The 20,619-nt window shown below is 61.8% G+C and carries 19 protein-coding genes; 12 read left to right on the top strand and 7 right to left on the bottom strand.

The annotated features are described in order from the left end of the window. Positions 1-48: 48 nt before the first annotated feature. Positions 49-1,881, top strand: coding sequence for a sigma-54-dependent Fis family transcriptional regulator (locus tag A7J50_RS11220; protein ID WP_064451843.1), 1,833 nt, complete (start codon positions 49-51; stop codon positions 1,879-1,881). Between the two features lie 114 nt (positions 1,882-1,995). Here the strand turns inward: A7J50_RS11220 and A7J50_RS11215 are convergent, their stop codons facing one another. Further along, positions 1,996-4,113, bottom strand: coding sequence for a TonB-dependent receptor family protein (locus A7J50_RS11215; protein ID WP_064451842.1), 2,118 nt, complete (start codon positions 4,111-4,113; stop codon positions 1,996-1,998). A gap of 259 nt (positions 4,114-4,372) precedes the next feature. Between A7J50_RS11215 and A7J50_RS31600 the strand changes: the two genes are divergently transcribed. Both A7J50_RS31600 and A7J50_RS11210 read left to right on the top strand, forming a co-directional pair. After that, entirely contained in the window at positions 4,373-4,531 is a 159-nt protein-coding gene (locus A7J50_RS31600) for a hypothetical protein (RefSeq protein ID WP_167353689.1), read from the top strand. A 4-nt stretch (positions 4,532-4,535) separates the two neighbouring features. Beyond that, a complete protein-coding gene (locus A7J50_RS11210; RefSeq protein WP_064451841.1) occupies positions 4,536-5,162 on the top strand; it encodes a helix-turn-helix domain-containing protein in 627 nt (208 codons plus the stop codon). A gap of 49 nt (positions 5,163-5,211) precedes the next feature. On the opposite strand, the gene A7J50_RS30550 is transcribed toward A7J50_RS11210, so the two are convergent. From A7J50_RS30550 to A7J50_RS11195, 3 genes are all read right to left on the bottom strand, one after another. Next, complete coding sequence (locus A7J50_RS30550) at positions 5,212-5,712, bottom strand: hypothetical protein (protein ID WP_082895861.1); 501 nt, start codon at positions 5,710-5,712, stop codon at positions 5,212-5,214. Between the two features lie 265 nt (positions 5,713-5,977). Beyond that, a complete protein-coding gene (locus A7J50_RS11200; RefSeq protein WP_064451840.1) occupies positions 5,978-6,268 on the bottom strand; it encodes a hypothetical protein in 291 nt (96 codons plus the stop codon). A gap of 131 nt (positions 6,269-6,399) precedes the next feature. Further along, positions 6,400-7,140 (bottom strand): hypothetical protein, encoded by a 741-nt coding sequence (locus tag A7J50_RS11195; RefSeq protein ID WP_064451839.1) that lies wholly within the window; start codon positions 7,138-7,140, stop codon positions 6,400-6,402. 272 nt (positions 7,141-7,412) lie between these two features. On the opposite strand from A7J50_RS11195, the gene A7J50_RS11190 reads away from it, so the two are divergent. From A7J50_RS11190 to A7J50_RS11180, 3 genes are read left to right on the top strand one after another with little or no spacing between them, the layout of a single operon-like run. After that, the gene (locus A7J50_RS11190; RefSeq protein ID WP_064451838.1) at positions 7,413-7,880 is read left to right on the top strand and encodes a (2Fe-2S)-binding protein; all 468 of its coding nucleotides are present in this window, start codon (positions 7,413-7,415) and stop codon (positions 7,878-7,880) included. Continuing rightward, the gene (locus A7J50_RS11185; protein ID WP_064451837.1) at positions 7,880-10,117 is read left to right on the top strand and encodes a xanthine dehydrogenase family protein molybdopterin-binding subunit; all 2,238 of its coding nucleotides are present in this window, start codon (positions 7,880-7,882) and stop codon (positions 10,115-10,117) included. The genes A7J50_RS11190 and A7J50_RS11185 overlap by 1 nt, the downstream gene beginning before the upstream one ends. A 16-nt stretch (positions 10,118-10,133) precedes the next feature. Further along, on the top strand, positions 10,134-11,480 hold the full coding sequence (locus tag A7J50_RS11180; protein ID WP_064451836.1) for a c-type cytochrome: 1,347 nt from the start codon (positions 10,134-10,136) through the stop codon (positions 11,478-11,480). A 9-nt stretch (positions 11,481-11,489) separates the two neighbouring features. Here A7J50_RS11180 and A7J50_RS11175 read toward each other — a convergent pair whose 3' ends face one another. From A7J50_RS11175 to A7J50_RS11165, 3 genes are all read right to left on the bottom strand, one after another. Then, complete coding sequence (locus tag A7J50_RS11175; protein ID WP_064451835.1) at positions 11,490-12,761, bottom strand: sensor histidine kinase; 1,272 nt, start codon at positions 12,759-12,761, stop codon at positions 11,490-11,492. Between the two features lie 331 nt (positions 12,762-13,092). After that, a complete protein-coding gene (locus A7J50_RS11170) occupies positions 13,093-13,455 on the bottom strand; it encodes a hypothetical protein (protein WP_064451834.1) in 363 nt (120 codons plus the stop codon). A 2-nt stretch (positions 13,456-13,457) separates the two neighbouring features. Next, a complete protein-coding gene (locus A7J50_RS11165; protein WP_064451833.1) occupies positions 13,458-14,447 on the bottom strand; it encodes a hypothetical protein in 990 nt (329 codons plus the stop codon). Positions 14,448-15,015: 568 nt separating this feature from the next. Between A7J50_RS11165 and A7J50_RS11160 the strand changes: the two genes are divergently transcribed. The 6 genes from A7J50_RS11160 to A7J50_RS11135 all read left to right on the top strand — a co-directional run bounded on the left by A7J50_RS11160 (position 15,016) and on the right by A7J50_RS11135 (position 20,557). After that, positions 15,016-15,318 carry a DUF6124 family protein gene (locus A7J50_RS11160; RefSeq protein ID WP_064451832.1) on the top strand — a complete coding sequence of 101 codons (303 nt, stop codon included), beginning with the start codon at positions 15,016-15,018 and terminating at the stop codon, positions 15,316-15,318. Between the two features lie 282 nt (positions 15,319-15,600). Beyond that, the gene (locus tag A7J50_RS11155; RefSeq protein ID WP_064451831.1) at positions 15,601-16,614 is read left to right on the top strand and encodes an iron ABC transporter substrate-binding protein; all 1,014 of its coding nucleotides are present in this window, start codon (positions 15,601-15,603) and stop codon (positions 16,612-16,614) included. A gap of 129 nt (positions 16,615-16,743) precedes the next feature. Next, on the top strand, positions 16,744-18,216 hold the full coding sequence (locus A7J50_RS11150) for an ABC transporter permease (RefSeq protein WP_237140916.1): 1,473 nt from the start codon (positions 16,744-16,746) through the stop codon (positions 18,214-18,216). Beyond that, entirely contained in the window at positions 18,213-19,280 is a 1,068-nt protein-coding gene (locus tag A7J50_RS11145) for an ABC transporter ATP-binding protein (protein ID WP_064451829.1), read from the top strand. Before A7J50_RS11150 ends, A7J50_RS11145 begins: the two co-directional genes overlap by 4 nt. Before the next feature lie 60 nt (positions 19,281-19,340). Continuing rightward, on the top strand, positions 19,341-20,105 hold the full coding sequence (locus tag A7J50_RS11140) for a hypothetical protein (RefSeq protein WP_064451828.1): 765 nt from the start codon (positions 19,341-19,343) through the stop codon (positions 20,103-20,105). Positions 20,106-20,128: 23 nt separating this feature from the next. Next, positions 20,129-20,557, top strand: a complete 429-nt coding sequence (locus A7J50_RS11135) for a hypothetical protein (protein ID WP_064451827.1) — start codon at positions 20,129-20,131, stop codon at positions 20,555-20,557. Positions 20,558-20,619 lie beyond the last annotated feature (62 nt).

The raw sequence follows: 20,619 nt of genomic DNA, 5'->3' as shown, positions 1-20,619 counted from the left end.
CAGGTAGCGTTTGCAAGACTCCATAACAATAAAAAGAAGGTCGCCCTCATGGCCGAACCCCTGGCTCACGACACCCTTATCCAGGATTCCTGGCGCCGTTGCCGCGCATTTGGCCTGGACCACCAGAGCACACCGAGCTTCGACCAACTGCCTGCCGAAGGCATCAGCCAATTGCTGGAAAGCCAGCATTCCCTGGTGCAAACCACCCATCAGGAAGTGCTGCCCTACTACGAAAACATCCTGAGCAATTCCAACTGCCTGATCATGCTGGCCGACAACCAGGGCCAGGTCCTGACGTCGTGGGGCACCCAGCGGTTTATCGAGCCGAAACTGGCGCGGGGGTTCAATGCCGGCGCCAGTTGGCGGGAGCGCTCCAGCGGCACCAATGCCATCGGCACTGCGCTGGCGTGTGCCCAGGCGGTGCATATCGAGCACGACGAACACTTCCTTAAAGCCAACCGTTTCATGACCGGCTCGGCGGCGCCGATCTTCGATGCCCAGCGCGAAATCATTGCGGTGCTGGATGTGTCCAGCGACAGCTACCTGCCGCCCTCCCACACCCTGGGCATGGTCAAGATGATGAGCCAGACCGTGGAAAACCGGCTGATCCTCAACCTGTTTCGCGGCGAGCATTTTCAACTGACCTTCAACACCGGCCTGAACAACCTCGACAGCCAATGGGCGGGCCTGCTTATCTTTGATGATAGCGGCCAGGTGCTGTCGGCCAACCGCCGCGCCGATAACTTGCTGGGCATCAGTTTGTCGCGGGTGCTGATCGACAGTTTGTTCAAGGTGTCGTTGCTGGAATTGCTCAATCAGCCGGAGGGGCTGCCCTTCTCCCTGCAGGCGGCCGGGCGCAACCGGTTCCAGTGTTTATTGAAGCGGCCAAGGAAAATGCCGGTGCAGGCGCGCGTCTTCAGTGAACCCAAGCCCAGCGCTCCACCCCCGGCGACGCCGGCCCCGATCAGTCTCAAGACCCTGCACTTTGGCGACACCCGTGTTGAAAAAGCCGTGCGCCAGGCCGAGCGGTTACTGGAAAAGGACATTCCACTGCTGATCCACGGCGAGACCGGCGTGGGCAAAGAGGTCTTCGTCAAAGCCCTGCACCAGGCCAGTTCGCGCAGCCGGCAGGCGTTTATCGCCGTGAACTGTGCGGCGATTCCGGCCGAGTTGGTGGAATCGGAGCTGTTCGGCTACGAAAAAGGCGCCTTCACCGGCGCCAACCAAAAAGGCAGCATCGGCCTGATCCGCAAAGCCGATAAAGGCACCCTGTTTCTCGACGAAATTGGCGATATGCCGCTGCCGACCCAGGCCCGCTTGCTGCGCGTATTACAGGAACGCTGTGTGCAGCCGGTGGGCAGCAGCGAGCTGTTCCCGGTGGACTTGCGGATCATTTCCGCCACTAACCGTGCGCTGCGCGAATGGGTGCAGGCCGGGCGCTTTCGTGAGGATCTGTTTTACCGCATCGGCGGCCTGACCCTGGAATTACCGCCATTGCGCGAGCGCACCGACAAACAGGCGCTGTTCCAGCAGTTGTGGCAGCAACACCGCGAACCGACCCAGTGGGCCGGGCTGAGTGCCGAGGTGCTGGCACTGTTTGAGCAGCACCCGTGGCCGGGGAATTTGCGTCAGGTCAGCAGTGTGTTGCAGGTGGCGCTGGCGATGGCCGAGGAACAGCCGGTGCGCCCGGAGCATCTGCCGGATGATTTTTTTGTCGATCTGAAGGGGCCGACGCCGTTGCCCACCCATGAGTTTCTGGATGACAACACCGACCTGACACAACGCCTGAAGGCGGCGGGCGGGAATATTTCCCACCTCGCGCGGGAACTGGGGGTCAGTCGCAATACGCTTTACAAGCGCCTGCGGCAGAACGAAGCCTGATCGACAGCGGTTTGACCACCACCCGCCAGTCGGTGAAAGGCTCCACCTCGATCGGCAGGTTATCCGCCAATGCCACAAGCGCCGCCAGCCGTGCAGCGCTCGCCACAACGGTGCTTAACGCCAGCTCCATGACACGCCGGTGTAAATGCCCCGACCGTCGGCCGGCGTGGATCGCGCAACATCCATCCCCTTGTCGTCGTAACCCGGTGTGACGGTGTTGGCATAGCGCCGGTTAGTGAGGTTGCGCAGGTCGACCCAGGCTTGCCAGTCCTGCTTCGGTGCGTCGTAGCCGAACGTGGCGCCGAGTGTGGTGTAGGCCGCAGCAAAGTAGGAGTTGGCGTAGTCCACCGCCACCCGCGATGCATGCTCGGTGTTGAGGCTGGTGTAGAAACCGGTCGGATGGCTGTAGCGCAGTTGCGCCTGGTAGTAATGTTTGGGGATGCCCGGCAAGGTGTTGTCGCCGAAACGGTCATCGTTGCGGTAGTGGAAGTCGCTGAAGGTGTAGGCCTGGCGCAGGGCAAGCTGGCCGTTGCGACCACCGTCCCACAGTGGGCTGAGCAGGCCCAGTTCCACGCCTTGATGCACGGTTGGGCTGGCGTTGGACTCGGCAACAATCGCACTGCTGTTGGCGGTTTGGGCCTGGGTTTCGACCGTGAGCAATTCGTGGCGCACTTCGGAGCGGTACAGCGCCAGGTCCCACTGGCCGAACCACTGCTCGCCGCGCCCGCCGACCTCCAGGGTGGTAGCGGTCTGATTGCGCAAACTCACGCCTTCGCGTTGCAAACCGGTAGCCGGGCCGCTGCCGTTGGGAAAGTACTTATTGGAACCCCAGATCATCGACCACGCGTGCGGCGGCTCGACCGAGCGGCTCAGGTTGCCGTACACCTGCAATTGCGGGGTGAAGTCATACCGCAGGCCAATGCGTGGCGCGTAGTCCCAATCATGTTGACTGAGCGGCGCCTGGCCTTCGGGATAGGTGACCTGGGTTTCGCGGCGCGTGTAAATCGCGGCCAGGCCAGTGGTCAGCCACAGGTCCGGGACCAATTCCAGTTCGTTGCCGACATGCAGGACGCTGTCGGAGCCCAAATAGCTGTAGTCGCGAGTCTTGGTGCCGGGGGCATACGTCGCAGTGTTACCGACTGGGGTACGCACGTATTCAGAGGCGCCGTTGTTCGGCATCGCCTGGGTGGTGCGCAGGCCAATCGTGGTGTTGCTGTCGTGGCCGAACAGACTGTCCTGGCGGATGTAGTTGAAGGTGCCGCTGACGTCGGTGTAGGCGACTTTCAGGCGGTTGGTGCCTTCGCGCAGGTCCATCGGGTAGTCGTGATAGGCCAGCCCGACTTCGACGCGCGAATGATCGTCCAGCTGCAAGGTGGTCTTGTTGGCGATCCAGGTCGAGCCGGGCTGCAGGCGTTTGGAGTCGCGGGCGGCATTCAGGCTGTTGGCGGCGCTCGGGTCGTGACGGATCTGGTAGCGCGTCAGTTTGCCGGGTGAGTCGTTGGTGGTTTCGCGGTAGCGAAAATAGAAACGCGTCTCCAGGTCCGGATTGAAACGGTAACCGAAGTTGGCCGCGACGCCCTTGCCGGTGCCGGCGCTCTGGTGCTGGTAGCCGTCGGATTCGGAGTCGGTGAGGCTGATGTAGTAGTCGGCGTCCCCCAGCACCTGGCCGGAACTGATCTCGCGCTGGGCATAGCCGCGGCTGCCTGCTTCATAACGTAGTTGCAGCTTGGGCGCGTCATAGCCGGTATGGGTGATGTAGTTGACCGAGCCGCCCAGGGCCAGCGCGCCCTGATCAAAGCCGTTGGCGCCGCGCAGCACCTCGACGCGGCTTTGCCACAGTGGGTCCTTGAGCTCGTAGGGTGTGCCGCCCGGGCCGGTCAGCGGCAAACCGTCGAACATTTCATACAGCCCGGAGGCGTGGGCGCCGGGGCTGCGGTTCAATCCGGAACCACGGATCGACAGCTTCACCCCTTCATTGTTCGCCGCCTTGGCGTACACCCCGGGCTGGTACTTGAACACATCTTCGTTAGTGCTCACCCGGCCCTGTTGCACGCTGCTCATGTCGATGTAGTTGGTGCCACCGGGCACGCTTTTCAGCTGCGCCTGGGCCACTTCGCCCGCGCTGGCTTCGCTGCTGGTGACTTCGACGGGCGCCAGTTGCAGTGTCTCGGCGTGCGCCAGTGAACTGAGGGTCAAGGCGGCGAAAAGGAGCGGAGGTTGGCGCAACAGCATGGTCAGGTCCTTGGAATTCAGGGGCGTGACAGGCAGGGGGCATATTGCTGCCCATCACGCGAACAGTGATGGGAAGCCAGGCACGCTCACCAGGTCACGCCTTATTGACGGACCAGACCCTTCCCACAACCGCGTCAGACCGGGTTTGCTTTTTAAGTCCAAAATCGAATTAACACATGCGAACTCAGTATTTAACGAAATAACAGCCACGCATTATTGTTGAACCCCTGAGTCACCCACGACCCACGAGATCGCCCCCATGCCAACATCCGCCACCGTCATCGACTTCACCCTCCACCGTAAACGCCGCCAGGCGCGCGCAGCGGCCGAGTTGATGTGGGCGATCTACGCAGCGCGTGCAGGGCTTGCGGTGGTTGCCGCACAGGCGGCGACGCCCAGCGATACTCGCCGGGCGTAAACCGATGAATTTTCTGCAGGTGCTGGCCGAGCCCTCCGAACCGCTTCCCAAGCCTGGCCTGGATGACGACGACACCAGCCTGTGTGTGGCGCAGAACCTGCAACGGCTGCGCAGCAAACGCTACCTTTCCCTGGACGGCCTGGCACGCGCCTGCGGCGTCAGCCGGGCGATGCTCGCGCAGATCGAGTCCGGCCGCAGCGTGCCGTCGATCAAGGTGCTGTGCAAAATCGCCAAGGGTTTGAAGGTGTCGGTGGCGGCGTTCCTGGAAGATCGCGCCTTTGAAGGCGTCGAGGTGTTGCCGGCGCAACACAGCAAACGCCTGGTGAGTGCCGACGGTGCGTTTGTCAGCCGCGCGTTGTTTCCCTACGACACGGCGCGCCAGTCCGAATTCTACGAGATCCGCCTGCGCGCCCTCGGCGAGGAAGTCTCCGAAGGCCACGGCCCCGGCATCCAGGAAAACCTGGTGGTGGCCCAAGGCGTATTGGAAGTCAGCGTCAACGAGGAGCGCTACCTGCTCTCCACCGGCGACTCGATCCTGTTCTATGCCGACCAGCCCCACCGCTACCGCAACCCTGCGGACAGCGAGGCGGTGGCGTTCCTGGTGATCACCTACCCGGAACGGCTGGACTGAATGCAAAACGCCCCGATTAATCGGGGCGTTTTTTATTCTGCGGGATCTATCAGCAGGTGCAGCACATCATCGGCATGCCGTTGCAGCTCATCATCATCGGCATGGCGCAGTCGTTCATCAGCTTGTTCATCAGCATGCAGCAGTTTTCCATCATGGCCATGCTCATGCCCGGCATCGGCATCATTTTGCACTGCATGCTGTCGCCCATCAGGGTGCATTCCATCATGCACTTCATCATCGGCATCGACATGCCCATTGCCATCATCGGCATGTTCATGTCCGTCATCATCTTCATGGCCTCGGCCGACATGCACATCATCGACATATTGGCGCACTGCATCATCATCGGCATGCCGCAGTTCATCATCATCGCCATCATCTCGGCGTTGGTCTTGAACTGAGCCATGTCCATACCGGCCGCCGGCTTCAGGGTGCACATCATGGCGTCGCCAGCCATTTCGCACTGCAGGGTAGCCATCATCATCGGCATGCCCATCATCGGCATCATTGGCATGGAGGTGTTCATCGGCATCTGCATTGCGTTCATCATGTTCGAAACTCCGTAATCGACAGGAAAGGGCTAAGTTCTGGCGCCGATTCTAGAGACGCCCGGCGCAGGCGCAAGACGACGGCAGAGCAGCAGGAATGGCTGTTCGGCAGCACGCTTGGTTGATCTACACAGCTGTGAGCACCGCGATAACAGACAAACGGATGCATCAACGTAGGCAGCCACCGCTACAACCGCATAAACGCCGCAGTGGATATTCGATTCAGGCCTTGAGACCAATCTTAAGGAAATAAACGATCTAACCCGCTCAAGAAATCAGGCCCTTGGTCTCGTGTGTGAGAGGTTCCAGCGCCTGCATGAAGTCATCTGCCTCCGTCCCCGGCGGGAATCTGAACCCATACATCTCATCGCAAGCCAAAATGCGCGCGAGGGTGTCGCGCAGCTGCAACTCGCTCGGCGCGTTACGCAGCAGTTTCTGTGAAGGCAATAACAACTCAGCGCGAACACCTTGGGCGCTCGCGACGTCGATGACCGCAAAGAGGATAAATCGCAGGCGAACTTCGCGATCAGTAGACCAAACCGTTTTTCGCTTACCCAAGGTAGGCACTCATCGTCAAGAAAAGTCCGAGGCTATTGCCGACCCAGGGTGTGTTTCAAGCGCAGGGGCCTAACATAGGCCGTTTCCTACATGGGAAAGGGAAACACCGCACTGCCTGATCCAGCCACGCGTCACTGCACCGGCAGGAAGTTCATCAGCAGCAGGCTCTGCGCGTAATTGAGCGCGACACGTCGGTAACGCTCATCGAGCATCTGGGCGAGCAGGTCCAGACGCGCGACCACCTTGCCAAACTCAACGGCAAAACTGAGGTTGCTGCCCTCCTCTGATAGTTCATTGGAAAACAGCAGCAAGACGCCGTTGGCATCCTGACGCTGGCTGAGCAGCCAGGTGGCTTTCTCGATATTGCGCGCGGCGTTGCTGACAAATTGCGGGTTGATCGAGTCAGTCATATAAAACTGGGTGCGACCGCCGTGAGCCGTCACCAGCATGCTGCCGATCGCATAGATGAACGCCCCGACGCGATCGCCGCGAAATTCCGGGCCCAATGAATAGCTCAAAGCGGCCAGGTCATGGCGGTCCCCCAAGGCAGGCAGTGACTGACGGCTCTCGATGGCCTGGCGGATTGCCCGCGCAGCAGTCACCGCGTCCGGGTAGCCCGATTGACGCCACTGGTTGGGGTTGCGCAGGTAGAGCTTGTTCATCAGCAGATACAGGCTTTGCAGGTTGTCACGCATGCTCAGGGTTGCCATGCGATCGACACTGGTTTGAAAGAATTCATCGGGTTTGCCATCGCTGAACTGCCTGGCGATATCGCGCCCCTGTTGCTGGCTGCAACCGGTCGAACTGAATATAAACACCGCTGCAAACAGCAGCGGCCATCGGCTGATAAAAGCTATAAACGTTGGATCCATCGGCACCGGGTCTGGCTGCTGTCCACGCGCTGAATGAGCGTGGTCGTGACAGGAATAGATCAGGAGAATGAAAAAAAGTGCGGCACGCAGGCTTGGATCAGCGAAGGCCTACAGGCTGGGGGACCGTCATTAAGCGTGCAATCCTCTTGAATACTTGCCTGATCCTGCGAGTTATCGATGACGGGATAGATAGGCCTTGCACCGTGGTCTAGAGTGCAACGATGGGCAACTTATAAGAAAAGCCACATCAACCGATGATCAGCAGGTGAACCATGCAATTACGTATCAACCAAAAAGCCTATGAGGTCGATGCCGACGCCGACACGCCGTTGCTATGGGTGATCCGCGATGACCTGGGGATGACCGGCACCAAGTACGGCTGCGGCCTGGCCCAGTGTGGCGCCTGCTCGGTACTGGTGGACGGTAATGTCGTGCGTTCCTGCGTCACGCCGGTGGCCGCAGTGGTCGGCCGCGAGGTCACCACCATCGAGTCGATTGAAACCGATGACGTGGGCAAGCGCGTGGTCGCGGCCTGGGTCGAGCACCAGGTGGCGCAATGCGGTTACTGCCAATCCGGTCAGGTGATGGCCGCTACCGCGCTGCTCAAGCACACCCCTGCGCCTACTGATGCACAGATTGAAGCCGCCATGATCAACCTGTGCCGCTGTGGCACCTACAACGCCATCCGCACGGCCGTGCACGACCTGGCCGCCCAACCTGCCAGGACGGAGAGCGCCTGATGAATACGCGCAACGAAATACTCGATGCGCCATTGGGCGAACCGGTCAATCTGTCGCGCCGGCGTTTTCTGGCCAGCACCGCCGTCGGTGCGCTGGTCATAGGTTTCGGCCTGCCACTGGGCGCGTCCAGGGCTTACGCCGCCACGGCCGGCCCGGCAGAACGCGGGACCCAGGTGCCGGCATTTCTCGAGATTCGCCCGGACGGCAGCGTGCGCCTGCTCAGCCCCTTCATGGAAGGCGGCCAAGGCACCCACACCGCCATGGCGCAGATCGTCGGCGAAGAACTGGATGCCGACCCCGCCACCTTCGTGGTCGAGGCCGCACCGCCCGGCGAAGCCTATGTGGTGATGGAAAACGGTATGCGCATCACCGGTGGCAGCATGTCCATCCGCATGAGCTACCCGACCATGCGCCGCCTCGGCGCCCTGGCCCGCGCCATGTTGCTGCAGGCCGGTGCCGAGCAATTGGGCGTGCCCGTGGCCCAACTGACCACACAGCCCGGCCGCGTCGTACACGCTGCTTCCGGCCGCTCGCTGGGTTACGGTGAGTTGGCCGGTCGTGCCCTGGACATGCCGGTGCCCGACCCGGCCACGATTACACTGCGCGACCCCAGCCAGTTCCGCTGGATCGGCAAGCCGGTGAAACGTCTGGATGCCTACGACAAATCCACCGGCAAGGCGCAATACAGCATCGACCTCAAGGTAGACGGCATGCTCCACGCCGCCGTCCAGCACGCGCCACGCCTGGGCATGACCGTCGGCAGCCTGCGCAACCAGGCACAGGTCGAGGCCATGAAAGGCGTGCACTCGGTTCACCAACTGCCAGGTGCAGTGGCGGTCGTTGCCGAACGCTGGTGGCATGCCAAGCGGGCGGTGGAGGCGATCCAGGTGGAATGGCTGGAAGCGGCTGCCGGTTCGACCGTGCGCGCGATGCCCGCGGACTTCTCCAGCGACAAGTACCGCGACTTCCTCGCCGCCCAACAGGGCCCGGCCCGTGACGACGAGAACGAAGGCGATGTGGCCGGCGCGCTGGCCAACGCCAAGACCAAAATTGAAGCGACCTACCACAACCAATACCTCAACCACGCTCAGCTGGAGCCCCCTTCAGCCCTGGCGCGTTTCAACCCAGACGGCTCGCTGGAGGTGTGGTTGCCCAACCAGGCACCGGATATGTTCCGCGCCGACATGGCCAAGCGCACCGGGCTCTCCATTGAACAAATCACCCTGCACTCGCCGCTGCTGGGCGGTTTTTTTGGCCGGCATTTCCTGTATGACTCGGCCAACCCCTACCCGCAGGCCATCGCCTTGGCCAAAGCGGTAGGCCGCCCGATCAAACTGATCTGGAGCCGCGAAGAAGAGTTCCTGCGCGACGTGTTGCGCCCGGTCGCTGTGGTCAAGTTCCGCGCTGCGCTGGACGACAAAGGCTTGCCAGTGGCCATTGAGGCGGTCAGCGCCACCGAAGGCCCCTCCGAAGCCATCGCCGGCAAACAGGGCGAAAAACTCGACCCCACGGCGCTCGAAGGGTTGTCGGGCAAGTCCTACGCCATCCCCAACAAACGCATCGCGCAGATCTACGTCAAGGGCCCGGCCATGCTCGGCTACTGGCGTTCGGTGGGCAATTCGCTGAATGACTTTTTCTACGAAGCGTTCCTCGACGAACTGGCCGACAAAGGCGGCCACGACCCCTACGAGCTGCGCCTGCACCTGCTGCGCGACAACAAGCGGCTGACCACCCTGCTGCAAGCGGCGGGCGATTTGTCCGGTGGCTGGAAACGTGGCCCCTACACGGCCGAGGACGGCACGCGTCGGGCACGGGGCGTGGCCATGGCCTCGCCGTTCGGCTCGCACGCGGCGGTGATCGCCGAAGTGTCGATCGAAAGCGGCCAGGTCAAGGTGCACCATATCTGGGAAGCCATTGACCCGGGCAGCATCGTCAACCCGGCAATCGTCGAGGCGCAGGTCAATGGCGCCGTGGCTTTGGGCTTATCTCAAACGTTGCTGGAGGAAGCGGTGTACGTGGATGGCAAACCACGGGCGCGCAACTACGACCTGTACCCGATCCTGCCGGCTTCGCGTATGGCGCAGGTGCACGTACGGATCGTCGAAAGTGGCGAAAAGATGGGCGGCATCGGTGAACCGCCGTTACCCGCAGTGGCGCCAGCCGTGGCCAATGCGGTGGCGCACCTGACCGGCCAGCGTATCCGCAGCTTGCCATTGAGCCGATACACCTTCAGCTAACCGACAGGGAACGCCCATGAACAACCGACGATTGGCTGCAACCGCAGGCTGGCTGGCGCTGGCCTGCGCGGTCATAGCCGCACTGCTGGCGTGGTACGTCACCCGCCAGCCCGCCTCACCGCTCGAACACGAACAAACCACCAGCTTCGACCCGGCCCTGGTCAGCCGTGGCGAGTACGTTGCCCGCCTCAGCGACTGCGTGGCCTGCCACAGCCTGCCGGGCAAGGCGCCGTTCGCCGGCGGCCTGGAGATGGCCACCCCGCTGGGCGCCATTCACGCCACCAACATCACCCCGGACCGCGAAACCGGTATCGGCGCCTACACCGCAGCCGACTTCGACCGGGCGGTGCGCCACGGTGTTGCGCCGGGCGGCCGACGGTTCTACCCGGCCATGCCGTACCCGTCTTATGCCAAGCTCAGCGATGATGACATGCGCGCGCTGTACGCGTTTTTCATGAAAGGCATAGAACCGGCCAAGCAGCCCAACATCCCTAGCGACATTCCCTGGCCGCTCAACCTGCGCTGGCCCATCGCGCTGTGGAACGGGGTGTTCGCGCCGAACGCCACCTACGCCGCCAAACCCGGCGAGGATGCGCTGTGGAACCGTGGCGCGTATATCGTCCAGGGCCCGGGCCACTGCGGCAGTTGCCACACGCCACGCGGCCTGGCCTTCAACGAGAAGGCGCTGGACGAGTCCGGCGCGCCGTACCTCGCCGGCGCGTTGCTCGACGGCTGGTACGCGCCGAGCCTGCGCCAGGACCCCAACACCGGATTGGGCCGTTGGAGCGAGCCTGAAATCGTGCAGTTCCTCAAGGTCGGGCGCAACAAACATGCGGTGGTCTACGGCTCGATGACCGAAGCGTTCAACAACTCCACGCAGTTCATGGCCGATGAGGACCTGGCCGCGATCGCGCGTTACCTCAAGTCACTGCCCGGCGACCCGCAGCGTGACGGCACGGCCTGGCAATACCAGGCCGTGGCCGCCGACGCGCGCCCGGACATCCCCGGTGCCCACACCTACGCGACCCGCTGCGCGTCCTGCCATGGCCTCGACGGCAAGGGCCAACCCGAGTGGATGCCTCCCTTGGCCGGCGCCACCTCGGCACTGGCAAAGGAAAGCGCCTCGGCGATCAATATCACCCTCAACGGCTCGCAACGCGTGGTCGCCGCCGGTGTACCGGACGCCTACCGCATGCCAGCGTTTCGTGAACAACTGTCCGACCCGGAAATCGCTCAGGTGTTGACCTACGTGCGCAGCACGTGGGGCAACCACGGTGGCGCGGTCGACGCACAGGCGGTCGGCAAGCTGCGCGGGCATACCGACCCGGCCAGCAGCAGTCCGATTATTCTGCACATGCGCTGAAAAAGGCGTTCAACTCGCCGTCAGGTCAACCGAAAAACAACACCCATTCGGTTGCCTGGCGGTGAGTTCAACCCGCCACCGCTGGGTGCTGCAAATACGCTGCACCAACGACAGGCCAAGCCCCAGCCCTTCTCCCCGGCTGTGTTCACCTCTGACAAAGGGCTGGAACATCGCCTCGCGCTTGTGATCGGGAATGCCAATGCCGCTGTCCTCCACACGAAAACCGTGCTCGCTCAAGGTCAGTCGAATAAAGCCGCTGTCGGTGTAGTGCCAGGCATTACGCAGCAGGTTGCCCATAACCGACTGCAACAGCGTCAGGTTGTACTCCACGGGTGAGGTGTGTTCGCTTTCATAAATGAACTCGAGGCCTTTTTCGCGAATCATTCGCCCCCAGATTTCCACCAGGCCATCCGCCACGTCCTTCAACGTTGCTTGAGCGCCATGGCCCTGGGCACCCGAGGCCCGCGCCAGCATCAGGAAGGTGTCCACTAGTTGCCGCATCTCATCGGTGGCCCGCGCAATCCGGCCCACCTGGGCCACCGAACGTTGATCCAGCGAAGGGTCACCGAGCAACAATTCGCAGGAGCTGGCCAAGACCATCAGCGGTGTGCGCAGCTCGTGGCTGACGTCACTGGTGAACAGTTTTTCCCGGCTCAACGCATCGCGCAGGCGCCCCAGGGTCTTGTCGAAAGACAAGGCCAACTCCCCCACTTCATCCACGGCGTAATCCGGATGCAACGGCGGGGCTACATCCAGCAACTGGTCGCGATGACGCACTTGCCGCGCCAGGCGTACCACCGGCGCCATCACGCGGCGCGCCAACAAGCGGCCCAGCAGGACCGCCAACAGAATGCTCAGGATAAAACCCACCGCCACCGCGCCGAACAGCACACGCTCACGTTGCTTAAAGCTTTCCTGGTTGCGCATCAGCACGTATTGGCGCCCATCGACCACCTGAGACACCGCGTAGTAGGCCCGCCCCTGATAGTCGACCTCCTGGAAACCCGGCGCCAGCTCGGTCAGCAACGGGTCGAGCGCCAGGTCACCCTGCTCACCCTGGGCGAAAAACAATTCGCCTTTGCCCGGGCGGTGGCTCCAGCTGGCCGTGTCATCCTGGCGCAACAGGCGGTTCAACCCGCTGCCGAGGTCGGCGCTGGTGAGTTTGTATTCGACCACATGCACGGTGGCGATAATGCCCGCTGCAAACACGCCCGCCACGAAGGCGCTCATCAGCGCAAACACAATCACGATCCGTTTCGTCAGGCTGTGCCTGAAGTCCATTGCCATACGGGGTCCCACGGCTGTGTTCAACCTGAAATACCTGCTGAGTCGGGTAATGCCTTTCGACGCCGACGTTCGAACCAAAGATAGACCACGGACGTCGTGTAGCGCGTAAGCACCTGCGAAACCGCAAGCCCGCCACTCTCGCCATACCCCGCCGTGGGTACAATTCAGAACCGGCGTTATACCCGAACGCCTACGGCAGCGCACTCAGCAACACTGCCAGCGAGGTTATAAGCGTTGATGCAGTGCCTGGGTGTCGGGTGGAGAGGCGATTGAACAGGGCAGCCGGCTCGCGATAGGGGCTGATTTGTCGAGCAATAACCGTAGGCTACCAGCCGTACAAGACAGTCCAGAGGATACAGCCGGCAATCCATGCCATCCCAAAATTAAACGGCCACAACGCCCAACGCCTGAGGGACAAGGGGACGGACGCCAGTTCAGCCTCGGTCACATTCCCTCTTTTGACGTGCATTTTAGGCATTCCCAACAGTTCAGTGATCACGAGCATGCGATGAAACCTGTCGATATGCTGATTTCTGCCCCAAAACCGTTTGTTGTCGCAGACCAGCTTGTTCTCGCTGAAGCAGCTTTCCAGCGCGTCGAGCTTTGTGCATTCAGCATATAAAGTGAGCCCTGAGCCAACCAGCGCCCCAGCAAATAAAAAGATTGCCAGGATGAGTTGAAAATCCATGCTTAAGTGCCCTCTGGCTGAAAGATCAAATCACCGTCGATCTGTTCGATTTGCCCGCTCAGAAATGCACCGCCAGTGCCCAAGAAGTTACCTCCTGCATACCCTCCCGCAGCGCCGCCGATCACTGCGCAGGCCAGCGCACCGTTTCCTTTAGCCACGACGCCCAAAAAAACCTCACAGCCGCGACGGGCTAATTGCGCGCCCAGCTTCCCTCCCCAATGAGCCCCCGCCACGCCGCCCACCAACTTCCCCGTCTCCACATACTTCGCCCGCCGACACTGCGCCTCCCGCCCCTGCACACACGCCTCCTTGATCTCCAACCCTGCCACGCCCACGTCCAGTCCCAAGCCCACATAGGTCCCCTTTCCCAACCACTTCGACATCTGCGCAATGTCCCTCGTCCGCTGCGCATACCCGGCGATCTCGCCCTTATGCAGATAGCTTTTGGTTGAAATCCCCAACACCTTCTTCAACGCCTGATTGCCCTGCAACCCGGTGCCAAATCGCGCCGCGCCTTGCAATTGGGCGTCCAGCAGGCCGAACAAAGCCTTACGCTGGCGTAAAAACGCCTTACGATCCAAGCCACCGCTTTTCAGGTGCTGATGCAACCGCTCAATCTCTTCCAGCGTATGCGCCACTTCGTCCAGGTGCCGCGCCCACGCCGATGTCGCGCTGCCCACGCCCAACGAGCCATACCCCAGAAAGCTTTGCAGCAGGTCGTAGTTGTTGACCACTTGGGTTCCGGCGCCAGCGTCCAGCTCCCGACGAATCACCTCGGCCTGGCGCATCAGCCAGGCCTCCTCCCTCGAACAGCTCACGCTGTAGGTATCGGGCACAATTACCAACTGCCCCGGCGTCACCAGCCCAGGGCGCAGGTGCCGGTTCAACACGTCGAAATGATCGGAGCGCGGTCGACTCAGGGCGCCGTCCATCAACCGGGATTTCAAGCTGTGGTAGTCCGTCGTGCGCTCATTGATATAGCCCTGCGCCATGCCTCACATCCCTGGATGCAATGAAGATGGCGTCGGAATATAAGCAAGCGAATACGCCCTGGACACAAGCCCGGGAAGGCCGAGCAACATTTGGGAAGTTGCCTACATCGCGGGGAAGCAGCGCCTACAAAAAAGCCACTTACCGCCACGGTTTTAGGGCCTTGGGGTTCGGTGTAGAGCCCACGATGTGTGGATATCAATGGCAATCACAGGCAAGCCTGCTGCCCTATTTTAGGGGTCGGGTTAGTGGCATTTGGTCATGGTTTGTAAAGGGCCAGCAAGGCGTGTCTCTTTAAAATGCAGGACGTTTCCTAGACAATCCCTGCCGCCTTGTGCCTGTTGGAATCGATGACTAGTCTGCGGTCCGTCACTGCTCATCAGTGATCGGGTTTAGTCGCTCGGGGTTCAGAACAGGCGCATTGTCCCATGAAGTTTTATGGTGGCTGTGCGCAGGGCGCCTTCGGGCGCGCCGGGTTCCTGATCTGACCGGTCGACTAACCTGCGTACAGCCACCACCCTCGTTTAGTCGCGCAGAGTGTCGGTTCCTTGATCAGACAGGTACTAAACAATGAAAAAAGTTGTCCCCGATCCTCCCCGCAGTTCAACCAAAGACCGCGCCGCCTTCAATCGCGCCATCGACCATTACCTGCCCACCCAAGGTGTTCAAATCGAAGACCTGAGCTTCGAAGATGCCCTGCTCTACACCGCCAGTGTGCTCGACAGCGCGTCTGCCACGGCGCTCAATTGCAGTGAACTGCTGACGAGTCCCGAGCGGGCGAAGATTCTGGCGGTGTGGCATTTGCTGGAGCTTGCCAAGACCACCGTGGATCGCTCCATCGAGTGCCTGAACCCCGCGCATCTTCCCGCCTAAACTCAGTTAAACCCTGTGGGAGCTGGCTTGCCTGCGATAGCGATACATCAGTGAAAAATCCGCCAACTGAACCGCCGCCATCGCAGGTAAGCCAGCTCCCACAGTTGATTTGCGTCATTTGATAACGCTCATCACGTTTATTTACCGTTTATTTGACGTATTTTTCTCATTTCTGGCTCTACATTCGCCGCGCGCAAACATGCAAATGATTCCTATTGGTCCAGTCTCAATCGACCTCTCACGGGTTTCCCGTGCATTCATAAAAACCGGAGCGTTCAGCGTATGGCTTCCCGTCTACCTTCTTTCTTCACTAAAGCCCTGCTCGCCACCGCACTGCTCGGCGCCGGGTCTGTGTATGCCGCCGACTCCGTGGGCATCGTGGTGTACAACGCCCAGCACGAAAGCCTCACCAAGGCCTGGGTTGAAGGGTTCACCCAGGAAACCGGGATTCCGGTGACCATACGCAACGGCGACGACACCGAGATGGGCAACCAGATCGTGCAGGAAGGCGCGGCCTCCCCGGCTGACGTGTTCCTCACCGAGAACTCCCCGGCCATGGTGCTGGTGGACAACGCCGGGCTGTTCGCGCCGGTGGCGCCAGCCACCCTGGAACAAGTGGACGCCGCCTACCGCCCGGCCCACGGCAAGTGGCTGGGCATTGCTGCACGCTCGACGGTGTTTGTGTACAACCCAAGCAAATTGAAAGAAGCCGACCTGCCGAAATCCCTGCTGGACCTTGCCTCGCCAAGCTGGAAAGGCCGCTGGGCCGCCTCCCCGGCCGGTGCCGACTTCCAGGCCATCGTTGCCGCTGTGCTGGAATTGAAGGGCGAAGCCGCCACCCTCGACTGGCTCAAGGCGATGAAAACCAATGCGAGCATTTACCGGGGTAACAGCGCGGTGCTCAAGGCCGTCAACGCAGGCCAGGTCGACAGCGGCGTGATTTACCACTACTACAGTTTCGTCGACCAATCCAAGACCGGCGAAAACAGCAAGGACACCCAATTGCACTACTTCAAGCACCAGGACCCGGGCGCTTTTGTGAGCATTTCCGGTGGCGGTGTTTTGGCCTCCAGCAAACATAAAGACGAGGCCCAAGCCTTCTTGAAGTGGATTACCGGCAAAGACGGCCAAGCGATCTTGAAAGACGGCAACGCCTTCGAGTACGCCGTGGGCCAGAACGCCCAATCGAACCCCAAGCTGGTGCCGTTGGCGCAACTGGACGCACCGAAGGTTGACGCGTCCAAGCTCAACAGCAAAAAGGCTGTCGAGCTGATGACCCAGGCCGGACTGCTCTGATTGTTGCCTCAAGCCCCAGTGCCAGGTATCGCCCACGCGATACCTGCGCCACCACAACGACGCACCCAAGGCCTGTTCAGAGGCCGTGGGGGCACGTGGGTCACCAGTTTGTCAGTATTGGTTTCGCTGATGGCGCTGTTGCCGATTGCGTTTGTAATCGGCGTGTCGTGGCAAATCGGCTGGGCGCAAATTGAGGCGCTGGTGTGGCGCCCGCGCGTCGGCGAATTGTTGTTCAACACCGTGCTGTTGGTGGTGTTCACCCTGCCGTTGTGCGTGGTGCTGGGCATTGCGCTGGCCTGGCTGACCGAACGCACCAACCTGCCGGGGCGACGCGTGTGGTCACTGTTGGCGGTGGCGCCGCTGGCGGTGCCGGCATTCGTGCACAGTTACGCCTGGGTCAGCCTGGTGCCGTCGATTCATGGCTTGCCGGCCGGTGTGCTGGTGTCGGTGATTGCCTACTTCCCGTTTCTATACTTGCCGGTGGCGGCGACCTTGCGCCGGCTTGACCCGGCCATTGAAGACGTGGCCGAGTCCCTGGGCCTCAAGCCCTGGGCCGTGTTTGTGCGGGTGGTATTGCCGCAGTTACGCCTGGCAATCTGCGGCGGTGCCCTGTTGGTGGGCCTGCACCTGCTGGCCGAATACGGCCTGTACGCGATGATTCGCTTTGACACGTTCACCACTGCGATCTTCGATCAGTTCAAATCCACCTTTAATGGCCCGGCAGCCAATATGCTGGCGGCCGTGTTGGCGCTGTGCTGCCTGGCGATGCTGAGCGCGGAGTCCGCTGCACGCGGCCATGCCCGCTATGCGCGGGTCGGCTCCGGCAGCGCCCGGGACCAGCGCATCGTGACCCTGAGCACCCGCACCACCCTGCTCGCCCTCGGCTTGCAAGGCATGACCTGTGCACTGGCCCTGGGTATCCCACTGATCACCTTGGGCAAGTGGTTGATCGCCGGTGGCCGTGAGGTCTGGCAGTTCAGCGAACTGTTGCCGGCGCTGGAGCAAACCGTGCTGCTGGGGATAGCCGGTGCGGTATTGACCACCTGCGCGGCGGTGCCGATTGCCTGGCTGTCGATTCGGGCGCCGGGGCGCTTGCAGCGCATCCTGGAAAGCTGCAACTACATCACCAGCTCGTTGCCCGGGATCGTAGTCGCGCTGGCACTGGTCACGGTGACCATCCACTTCGCCCGGCCGATTTACCAGACCACGATTACCGTGCTGCTCGCCTACCTGCTGATGTTCTTGCCACGCGCGCTGGTGAGTTTGCGCGCGGGTATCGCCCAGGCCCCGGTGGAGCTGGAAAACATGGCCCGCAGCCTCGGTCGCTCGCCGGGCCGCGCGTTATGGCTGATCACCCTGCGCCTGGCCGCACCGGCCGCCGCTGCGGGGGCGGCGCTGGTGTTCCTGGCGATCACCAATGAACTGACCGCCACCCTGTTGCTGGCGCCCAACGGCACCCGCACCCTGGCGACCGGCTTCTGGGCGATGACCAGCGAGATCGACTACGCCGCCGCCGCGCCTTACGCGCTGATCATGATCCTGTTGTCACTGCCGTTGACCGGCCTTCTCTACCATCAATCCAAACGCACGGCAGGCCGATGAACGCCCTCGAACTCCACGCCATCTGCAAATCTTTCGGCACCCAGCGCGCCCTGGCAGACGTCACCTTATCGGTGCCCACGGGGAGCCGCACGGTGATCGTCGGGCCTTCGGGCTCCGGCAAGACCACTTTGCTGCGCATGATTGCAGGCTTTGAATTCCCCGACACCGGCAGCCTCACGCTGAACGGCCAGACATTGGTCGACGCCACTCACGCCGTGCCCGCCCACCAGCGCCAGATCGGGTATGTGCCGCAGGACGGCGCGCTGTTCCCGCACATGACCGTGGCCGACAATATCGGCTTCGGCCTGGCCACCAAGGGCGAGGCTCGCCACACGCGTATCGCCGAACTGATGGACAGCGTAGCCCTCGACGCCAGCATGGCCGGGCGTTGGCCCCATGAACTCTCCGGCGGCCAGCAGCAACGGGTGGCGCTGGCCCGGGCCTTGGCGCAACAACCACGGCTGATGTTGCTCGATGAACCGTTTTCCGCGCTGGACACCGGCTTGCGCTCGGCCATGCGCAAGATGGTCGCGCGGCTGCTGAGCGACGCGGGCATTACCACGATTCTGGTGACTCACGATCAAAGCGAGGCGCTGTCGTTCGCCGATCAGTTGGCGGTGATGCGCCAGGGTCGCCTGGTGCAGTCCGGTCACCCGATGGACCTGTACCAGTACCCCGTCGATGAGCAGACCGCATTGTTTCTCGGCGAGGCCGTGGTCATGCCCGCCAGGATCGAAGCGGGCTGGGCGCATTGCGGCCTGGGGCGCGTGCAGGTCGACAGCAAGACCCACTCCACCACGGCGCGAATCATGCTGCGACCGGAGCAATTGCAGTTGAGTACCACCGACGTTTCCGGCTGTCGAGGGGTGGTGACCGAACGCGAGTTCGGCGGCAATACGTGCACGCTGACTGTGGTGTTGCAACCCGATGACGCCGAGCCAGGCCCCGCCATTCTGGTGCGCAGTTCAGGCCTGCAAGCGCCTCCCATCGGCAGCGGGGTTCACCTCACCACGCTCGGTATGGCCCATGTGTTGAAAAAAGCTTCGCCCCTCAGTCTCAGCTAAGTTTCGGGGCCTACCTTCTCCCCTGCGCCCACCACCGCGCAGTCAAGGAGAGGTAACCCCATGAATGCCACAGCAGCCCGTTGGCTGAATAAAGTACCCGAGGTGACGCTGTCATTCTGGGTGATCAAGATATTGTCCACGACCGTGGGCGAAACCGGCGCGGATTACCTCGCCGTCAATGCCGGCTTCGGCGCTGGCTGGACCAGCCTCGGCATGGCTGCGCTGTTGGCCGTCGCGCTGTTCGGGCAGATGCGCACCAAAGCCTACACACCCTGGATTTACTGGCTCACCGTGGTGCTGGTGAGCATCGTCGGCACACAGATCACCGATATCCTCACCGATAAACTCGACGTCAGCCTGTACCTCAGCACAGCGATTTTTGCGGGCCTGCTCGCGCTTAACTTTGTGGTTTGGTATCGCACCGAGCGCAGCCTGTCGATCCGCGACATCGTCACGCCACGGCGTGAGTGGTTTTACTGGACGACGGTGCTCTGCACGTTTGCCCTGGGCACCGCTGCCGGTGACCTGGCCACCGAAGCGCTGGGCCTGGGCTTCACGCTCGGCGCGGTGATTTTCGCCGGTTTGATCGCCGTGGCCATGGTGGCCTGGCGCGTGGGCGTCAACAGCGTGCTGACCTTCTGGGTCGCCTACATCCTCACCCGACCTTTCGGCGCCTCCCTCGGCGACCTGCTGACCCAAGCCAAGACCTATGGCGGCCTGGGCATGGGCGCCAGTTGGACCAGCGCGCTGTTCCTCTGCGTCATTGTCCTGCTGGTGGCCGTCGCGCAAATCAGTGTCAGCAACCGCAAAGTCATCCCCCAATAACGACTCACCTCTAGGAAACCCTCATGCGCGTTCAAAACATGATCCGCCACGCCGCCATTGTTTCAGCGATCTTTATGCTGGGCATTGCCACCGGCTGCTCCAAACCTGCCGACAAACCCCAAGACACCGCCGGCGGCTCCACCGTCACGAGCAGCCAACCCCATGCGTCAAAACTGGGCGACCTGTCCGAATTCCGCGCCATCGCGGCGGACGTGTCGGCGCTCGTCGCCAAGCACGACCTGGCGGGTGCCAAAGCCCGCATCAAAGACCTGGAAACCAGCTGGGATGCCGCCGAGGCCGGGATCAAACCTCGGGCCGCGAACGACTGGCACGTGCTGGACAAAGCCATCGACCGTGCGCTTTCAGCCCTGCGTGATGGCAACCCGAACCAGGCCGACTGCACCGCCTCGATGGAGGACTTGCTCAAGACCTTCGATGCGATGAAAGGCTGACATCAGACAATCATGCTTCAATACAGACGCGGTGATCCTTTCACCGCGTTTGCTTTTGCTGC

It is taken from the genome of Pseudomonas antarctica, from assembly GCF_001647715.1.
Classification (GTDB): domain Bacteria; phylum Pseudomonadota; class Gammaproteobacteria; order Pseudomonadales; family Pseudomonadaceae; genus Aquipseudomonas; species Aquipseudomonas antarctica_A.
Note: the sequence above shows the minus strand (reverse complement) of the source record. Positions and strands in the feature narration are given on the sequence as shown.